The organism is Caballeronia sp. (genome assembly GCF_049581465.1).
In the GTDB taxonomy this organism is placed as follows: domain Bacteria; phylum Pseudomonadota; class Gammaproteobacteria; order Burkholderiales; family Burkholderiaceae; genus Caballeronia.
In genome coordinates this window covers 1-6,700 of sequence record NZ_JBAUSA010000703.1, presented here as the reverse complement: position 1 = coordinate 6,700, position 6,700 = coordinate 1, and the positions used below count along the sequence as shown (strand labels likewise).

The following is a 6,700-nucleotide window of genomic DNA, read 5'->3' as shown; positions in this document are numbered from 1 at the left end:
TAGCTCTGGCGTCCGCGGCGGCGAGTGCCTGGCTTTCCTACGGCCGCTCATTCATCCTGGGGGCTTTCAGGGAAAGTAAAACCTGCCCTGTGCTCAAGCAGCCATGTCGCTGGACGCCCCGATCTGGGCATCGCAGCCGAACAACCTGGACACTACCGCTCGAACTGCCCGAGAAATTCCAGCAGCAATTCGTTAACCTGATCGACGCTCTCTTCCGCCGCAGCATGCCCCACGCCCGGTAACAGGACCTTCTTCTGAAGTCCGGGCAGATAAGTGTCGAGCCGGTCGTAGATACCGCGGATTTCGACCGGTTCGAGGGAAGGGTCGGCCGCGCCACCGATGAACAGACTCGGCTGGCGAACCACCGCACCGTCCAGAAACGCGGTGATTTCCCAGTTCCGGTCGCGACAGCGGTAGTAGTTAATGGCGCCGGTAAATCCCGTGCGCGTGTATTCGTCGACGTAGTAGTCGATCGCCCGTGCGCTCAACCATGACGGGAACTCCTTCGGCTCAGTGAAGGCGTTGAGAATGGGCTCGCCGGCTTCGACGAACAGGCGCCAGCGTTCGGCGCCGACGGCGCTACCGGAGACCGAGTAGAAGACGCTGCGCAATGTCTTGCGCGGATCGCTGGCAAACTCGCGATCCGGCTTATCGATCTGCTGGAAGTACAGGTGGTGGTACACCCGGCCTTTCGCCATTTCCTGCAAGCCGACGGTCGGCTTGATCTTTCCGCGCGGCGGCACCGGGGTATTGAGCATCACGAGGCCACGGAACAGATCCGGCCTCAGCATGGCCGCCGCTTGAGCCACCCAGGCGCCCAGGTCGTGTCCGACGATCACCGCGGACGTTTCACCCAGGGCCGCCATCAAGCCGACCATGTCTCCGACGGACTGACTCATGTCGTAGGCTTCAATCGCATCTGGCCGATCGGTTTGCCCAAATCCCCGTTGATCGGGGACGACGACCCGAAAGCCGGCCTCGGCCAACGCCCCGATCTGGCGCCGCCACATGTACCAGAGGTAGGGAAATCCGTGCAGCAGAATGACGAGCGGGCCCTCCCCCTCGTCGATGTAATGCATGCGAATGCCGTTGACTTCGGCAAAGCAGTGGTTGAATGCGGCGGGGTTGTCGGCATCCACTTGCCCCAATGCGGCGCGCGCATGGCCGATACGCGTTGCAACTCTCTTGTCCATCGTCTACCTCCATCTTTTGAAATTCCTAGCCTCCAAAGTAGCCTGACAAGCTTTTCCGTACTAAGCTTGTCAGGACATACTCTTGTGAAATTGGGACAGTCGGTGCATACCCTGACGCGAAGTGCCAGCCTTACCGACTATGAACACGTTGCCCGTTCAGTGGGGCTCGATCCGTTTCGTATGCTGCAGATGGCCAGGCTGCCGGCCACGGTCCTCGACGATCCCAATCTGATGATCAGTGCCGATTCGGTGGGGTGGCTGCTGGAGGAAACGGCACGCCTGTCCGGTCAGGAGGCCTTCGGATTGTTGCTCGCGGAAACGAGAAGCCCAGCCATCGCTCGTCGATGCTGCACAGTTATGCGGCGGCGCTGCCTGATGCCCTGAACTGTTCAGCGCGCGACGTGATCCTGCCCGTTGTGCCGATGTTTCACGTCAATGCCTGGGGACTCCCGTACATCGCGTGCATGGTCGGGGCCAAACTTGTATTCCCCGGGCCGGCTCTGGACGGCAAATCGCTGTATGAACTGCTCGAAGCCGAGCAGGTTACGCTCTCCGCTGGCGTTCCGACTGTCTGGCAAGGCTTGCTTAGTCATGTTGAGGAAACAGACCAGTCATTCTCAAGCATGAGACGCACCATCATTGGTGGCGCGGCCTGTACCCCGGCCATGCTGCGCAAGTTCGAGGAAACATACGGCGTAGCCGTATTGCACGCCTGGGGGATGACTGAACTGAGCCCTATGGGAACCATCGGCACCATGAAGGCCAGGCATATCAAGATGTCCTGGGAAGAGCGTCATGCCGTGCAATCCAAACAAGGCCGTGTGGTGTTTGGCGTCGACATGAAAATCCTTGGCGCTGACGGCATGGAGTTGCCCTGGGACGGCGCGACTTCTGGTGACCTGCTGGTGCGTGGGCCAACGGTGGTGTGCGACTATTTCAGGAATGAAGGGGATAGTCCGCTGCAGTTCGATGACGAAGGCCAAGGATGGTTCCCGACCGGCGACGTTGCGACCATCGATGCGGATGGCTTCATGCAAATCACCGATCGCAGCAAGGACGTCATCAAGTCTGGGGGCGAGTGGATTGGCTCAATCGACCTTGAGAATATCGCGATGGCGCACCCGGCAGTCTCTCAGGCAGCATGCATTGCCGCGAAACACGCGAAGTGGGACGAGCGTCCATTGCTGATCGTCGTCAGGAAACCGCAAGCAGAACTGACGCGGGAAGAACTGCTCGCTTTTTATGAGGGCAAGATCGCGAAATGGTGGACTCCTGATGATGTGATCTTCGTCGACGCGATCCCATTGGGCGCTACGGGCAAGATCCAGAAAAACCGTCTGCGAGAGCAGTTTGGCGATCATCTGATGGCCAGGGTTGCGAACTAAGCGTTCCAGGCGTGCGCCGTATCACTTTGACGGTGTAGCGAGGTCTTCCTCCACAAAGCGCAGAAGCGCCTCCGTCAGCGCCTCGCGCGGGTAGGCGTTCTGCGTGACGAACAGGGGGCCGATCGTCGTATGGGTTCGGGCAACGGGCACAGCCAGCGCCCAGTGGTCAGCATTGACGTAGCCCACGAGGGTGCTTCCGGGCACGACCTGATCATAGAAGATCACTTGGCTGTCGTTGCGCGCATCGACGCGCGATAGTTTGTCGTAGCTCGATTTGAGGATCGACGAAATGCGCTTGGGCTCAGGAAACGTCACGAGCGAGTAGTAGCGCAGTTCGGGGGGAAGCGGGTTCTGCGCCATCCACGCCTTGCGCGTTTCGGGTCGCAAGCTTTGCACTGCCCCTCCGTCTCCCGAGGTGCAGGTCGCGCCGGGGAAGTTCTTCAGCAGGTCCGCCTGGTATTGCTCGGCGTCGTTGGCGAGCGGCGAACCGCCGACCGCTCCGGCTACGGTGACTACCGCCGCCACGCGGCTACGGATCTCCGGATACGCGACCACCGCCTCCAGGATGTCCGGAGCACCCTTGGAATAACCGACCAGCACGAGCCGCGATGGGTCTGTGGGTAGTTGCATGGCCATGATGGCGTCGCGAATCTGGCGTGCGTTGTGCGCGGAACTCGACAACCCGCTGACATCAAGCATGATCGCGTCGTATCCAAATTGCTGAACGTGCTTAGTGACGGTGCCAGGCGAATTGAGCCACGCCTTGAAGCAGTCGTACCCGATGCCTGGCACCACGACCGCAATAAGATGCCGCCTGGATGGCCCCAGATCGACGGGCATGTGGGTGCCAGCAGGCTCGGCGCCGACGCGTGTCAGTGCGTCTTCGCAGGGACGGTAATCAGGAAGCGTCGAGCCACGGGCTTCCAGCACCGCACAAAAGATCTCGCGGAATCGCGCTCGCTTGTCCAGGACGCCCGCCTGAAATGTCGGAACGAGAACGAGCGGAGGCGTGTCGGCCGAATAGGGAACGAGCGGTTTCGTAGCGCAGGCCGCAAGTGTGAGACAGGTCGCGACAAGAGCGCACTGGATGGCGCGATACCACGACACACGCAGACGCCGGATGGATTGCTCAGCATCGCTGCCGTGAGCCCGCGTGACCGGGTTACTTGCCCGCATCGCCATTCTCCTCACTTGCAGCCGGCCCACGCCCTTCCAGGTAAGGCGCCCAGTCGAGAAATTCCACTGTCGAAAAACTCAGCGGTCGTGTCGCGAAAAACATGACTGCACGCAACCCGTCGGTGAAGTAATACGCACCGTTGAGCGTTGTCCGGGGATGCGCCTGCGGTGCTGGACCGACGCCATTTGCGAAACCCAGTTTTTCCAGACCGCCCGAATACATCATGTCCTGGACAAGAAAATTTCTTGTCTCATCGACGTCTTCGTACAGCACGTCGTCTGTCTTGCCCCGGCGCTCAAAGCGGCCACCGACCGGCCGCCCGACCTGTGCCACATACACGCTATCGTCGTTGAAACGAATGGGCGCGAGCCATGCGCGTATTGACGTCGCGGGCGCGCCAGCTTGCTCCTCCCTGCGCAGGACGACGTCCGGTTTGCGTCCGAAGACCCATTGCGCGAGATCGTCCTCGCGCAAGTCGCGGTGATAATTGCGTCGCACCATCGCCGCCCCAATGTCTTCAAGTCTCCCTACGACGACGACATTCAGCGGATCCGCGCTGGTCGTTGCGTGCTCATCGCTCGCACAACATGGCAATCGTTCGAGCGCGGCACGTAGCGAAGCGAGGTCGTGGCAGTCGGTGACCACTGAATCAGGATACTGGAACAGCGTTAGCGCGAAGCGAGGGTCCGGGATGTCGTCGGGCACGCTCACAAAGAGTGTGAAGGGAATGAGCGTCCTCGCCCCGAACAGATCGATATTCACCAGCTTGGGATCCCGATCTGGGTTCGTGAACAGAAACCCGGCGCGCGTGCCGCCCGGCGGGATCGGGTTCTTGAACTTTAGGGTGTCGAAGTAATTGTCGATGCTCGCATTCGTGGCTCCCCCGACAAGCGTGTGCAAGGACCATGCGACTTCGAGTGGCGAAAAATAATCCGGATCGGTTCCTGACTGCAATAACCACAACGGTTGGGAAGTCTGGTTCTGAACTTCGATCCATAACGGCTGCATGTTGATCTTGTTGATGTCGGCGCCGAGCATGCGCTTACTGTCATCAGATCCCAGCACCGCCACGCTCACCCGCACATCCTGCCGTGTAGCGCTGACCGCCCGTTCACGTAGCGGCGCATCGTTGATGCTGCCAGGGGCTGACCATGTAACGCAGCCGGCGCAAGCGAGCAAGAGGACAGCCGCGCCGGCGGCATTTTTCAATGCGCGTTCTAACGATGACAGCCTGCTCATCGTTGTTCTCCCAGGGGCACGCTAATGCTTCCGGCTCCCGCCTCCGAAGGGAAGAATTCGATCTCTGAAAGCGAGGAGGGATAGCGGTCAAATATGAGTACCTGACGATATCCATCGGTGTAGTACGGATCGGTCGTCAGATTTTCGCGCGGGGCACTTTGCGGGGCGGCGCCTACTCCCTTTACCGATCCGATCTTTGCGAGGTTCTGGGAATAGGCCATGTCCTCCGTTAGCGCCGTGCGCGCCTCGTCGACGTCCGGATCGATCTTGTGGGTTGTGAGCGTGGGCGAGTGAAACGTGAAACGGATGCCGATATCCCGGCTGATCTGACCCACCCACACGGGCTTGTCGTGGTAGCGCATGGGGCTTAGCCAGAGTCGCAAATGATTGCGCTGATGAATCGTGTCGCGTGCTTTCTGCAACGCGAGGTCCTGCGGTCGGCCAAACAGGTAAAGATCGCTCACCGGCGCGTTGACGTAACGCTCACCTGAGAGCGCGGAAGTTATCACCTTCATGATCGCGCCTGACCACCTTTGCTCGGTCGGGCTCCACCCGCGACGCACGAGTGCCGGAAAGGCGTCGTCAAGGCCGCCCACGATAATCAGATTGAGTGGATCGCCGTTCTTCGAACCGTCCTTATTCGTTGCACAACACGGGAGAGCTTCGAGCGCGACGCGGAATGCGTCGTCATCGGTATAGTTCACAATCTGGTCCGGCTGATAAACGTCGCGCCGAAAAACTTCGCTTACGTGGTAATCGGCATAGAAGCCAGGCACGACGATGAGGATCGAGAATGTCCGCGCCTGCTCGTTCGCAATCAGATCGAGCTGGACGAGTTTCACGCCCTCGCTGAGGTTTGCCAGCACGAACCCCGATACGATCTGGCCGGATGGCACGGGGTTGTGAAACGCAAGCCGGCGGAAGCGCCGGTAAAGTGCGTCCCTCTCGCCAGGCGAATCGTCGTGGACAAACGCCTCGGCCGCTTCGGAAGCAGGAAAGAAATTTGGGTCAAGGCCCGGCGACATCAGGAAATAGCTGTGGGTGTCGTCGTTCTGGACCTCTATCCATACGGGCTGGATCGTTTTTTTCGCGAGCGGCACACCATAGACCGCCTCGCTTTCTTCAGCCGAAAGCACCGCTGTCGACACCCGCACCCCGCCGCTAGTGCGTGTCACAGCGCGGCTTTTATAAGCGAGTCCACCCGCCGAAGGCGGCGTTGCGGCACAACCAGACAGGACGCAGGCGACGACAACTGCCGCAAGCAGTCGATTCACGATAGAAGTCGCCATTTGCAAATAGAACGCATTGGTTCACACCTGTGCGCTCAACCTCAGTTCAGGTCCCTGTCCTTGTAATACTTCGTCCCTTTAGCGGTAAGTTCGAGCGCCAAGCCTGTATCGGTAATCTGATAGAGCCGGATGCCAGGCCCCCACGGCTACGGCTCCCTGGTATGCGCCGCCCGCGTCACCGGTTTTCGCCGCAGCACTCGCCCGCCCACCGAACGTCCACCCGGACGTGATGAAATCGTCCCGCGCGCTCTCGTTCTCAAACACCCAGGCCAGCTGGAACTTCTTGACACCCATTGTCCAAGCCAGCCTGAATCTCGGTTACAGGCACTGATTGATGGTGCTGCTCGCGTTGCTGTCGGCGCCGCGGAAACCCACCCAAGAACCTCCTGAGGCCTGTCGTACGACGGCGGAGGCGCC

At 60.1% G+C, this 6,700-nt stretch carries 5 protein-coding genes and 1 pseudogene; 2 read left to right on the top strand and 4 right to left on the bottom strand.

Annotation, left to right across the window (positions count from 1 at the left end):
- Positions 1 to 152: 152 nt before the first annotated feature.
- Positions 153 to 1,139 carry an alpha/beta fold hydrolase gene (locus WCA53_RS17280; protein WP_423912998.1) on the bottom strand — a complete coding sequence of 329 codons (987 nt, stop codon included), beginning with the start codon at positions 1,137 to 1,139 and terminating at the stop codon, positions 153 to 155.
- Here WCA53_RS17280 and WCA53_RS17275 point away from each other — a divergent pair.
- Both WCA53_RS17275 and WCA53_RS17270 read left to right on the top strand, forming a co-directional pair.
- Positions 1,074 to 1,577, top strand: coding sequence for an AraC family transcriptional regulator ligand-binding domain-containing protein (locus WCA53_RS17275; protein ID WP_423912995.1), 504 nt, complete (start codon positions 1,074 to 1,076; stop codon positions 1,575 to 1,577). The two genes, WCA53_RS17280 and WCA53_RS17275, sit on opposite strands and share 66 nt — an antisense overlap.
- Positions 1,523 to 2,578: pseudogene (locus WCA53_RS17270) on the top strand (AMP-binding protein); the annotation flags it as partial. The gene WCA53_RS17275 and the pseudogene WCA53_RS17270, both read left to right, overlap by 55 nt.
- 21 nt (positions 2,579 to 2,599) lie before the next feature.
- Here the strand turns inward: WCA53_RS17270 and WCA53_RS17265 are convergent.
- Genes WCA53_RS17265 through WCA53_RS17255 form a run of 3 tightly spaced genes read right to left on the bottom strand, consistent with a single transcriptional unit; the run spans position 2,600 to position 6,283 of the window.
- Positions 2,600 to 3,754 (bottom strand): hypothetical protein, encoded by a 1,155-nt coding sequence (locus WCA53_RS17265; RefSeq protein WP_423912991.1) that lies wholly within the window; start codon positions 3,752 to 3,754, stop codon positions 2,600 to 2,602.
- Positions 3,741 to 4,994 (bottom strand): LssY C-terminal domain-containing protein, encoded by a 1,254-nt coding sequence (locus WCA53_RS17260; protein WP_423912987.1) that lies wholly within the window; start codon positions 4,992 to 4,994, stop codon positions 3,741 to 3,743. The genes WCA53_RS17265 and WCA53_RS17260 overlap by 14 nt, the downstream gene beginning before the upstream one ends.
- Positions 4,991 to 6,283, bottom strand: coding sequence for an LssY C-terminal domain-containing protein (locus WCA53_RS17255; protein ID WP_423912984.1), 1,293 nt, complete (start codon positions 6,281 to 6,283; stop codon positions 4,991 to 4,993). The genes WCA53_RS17260 and WCA53_RS17255 overlap by 4 nt, the downstream gene beginning before the upstream one ends.
- Positions 6,284 to 6,700: the final 417 nt, after the last annotated feature.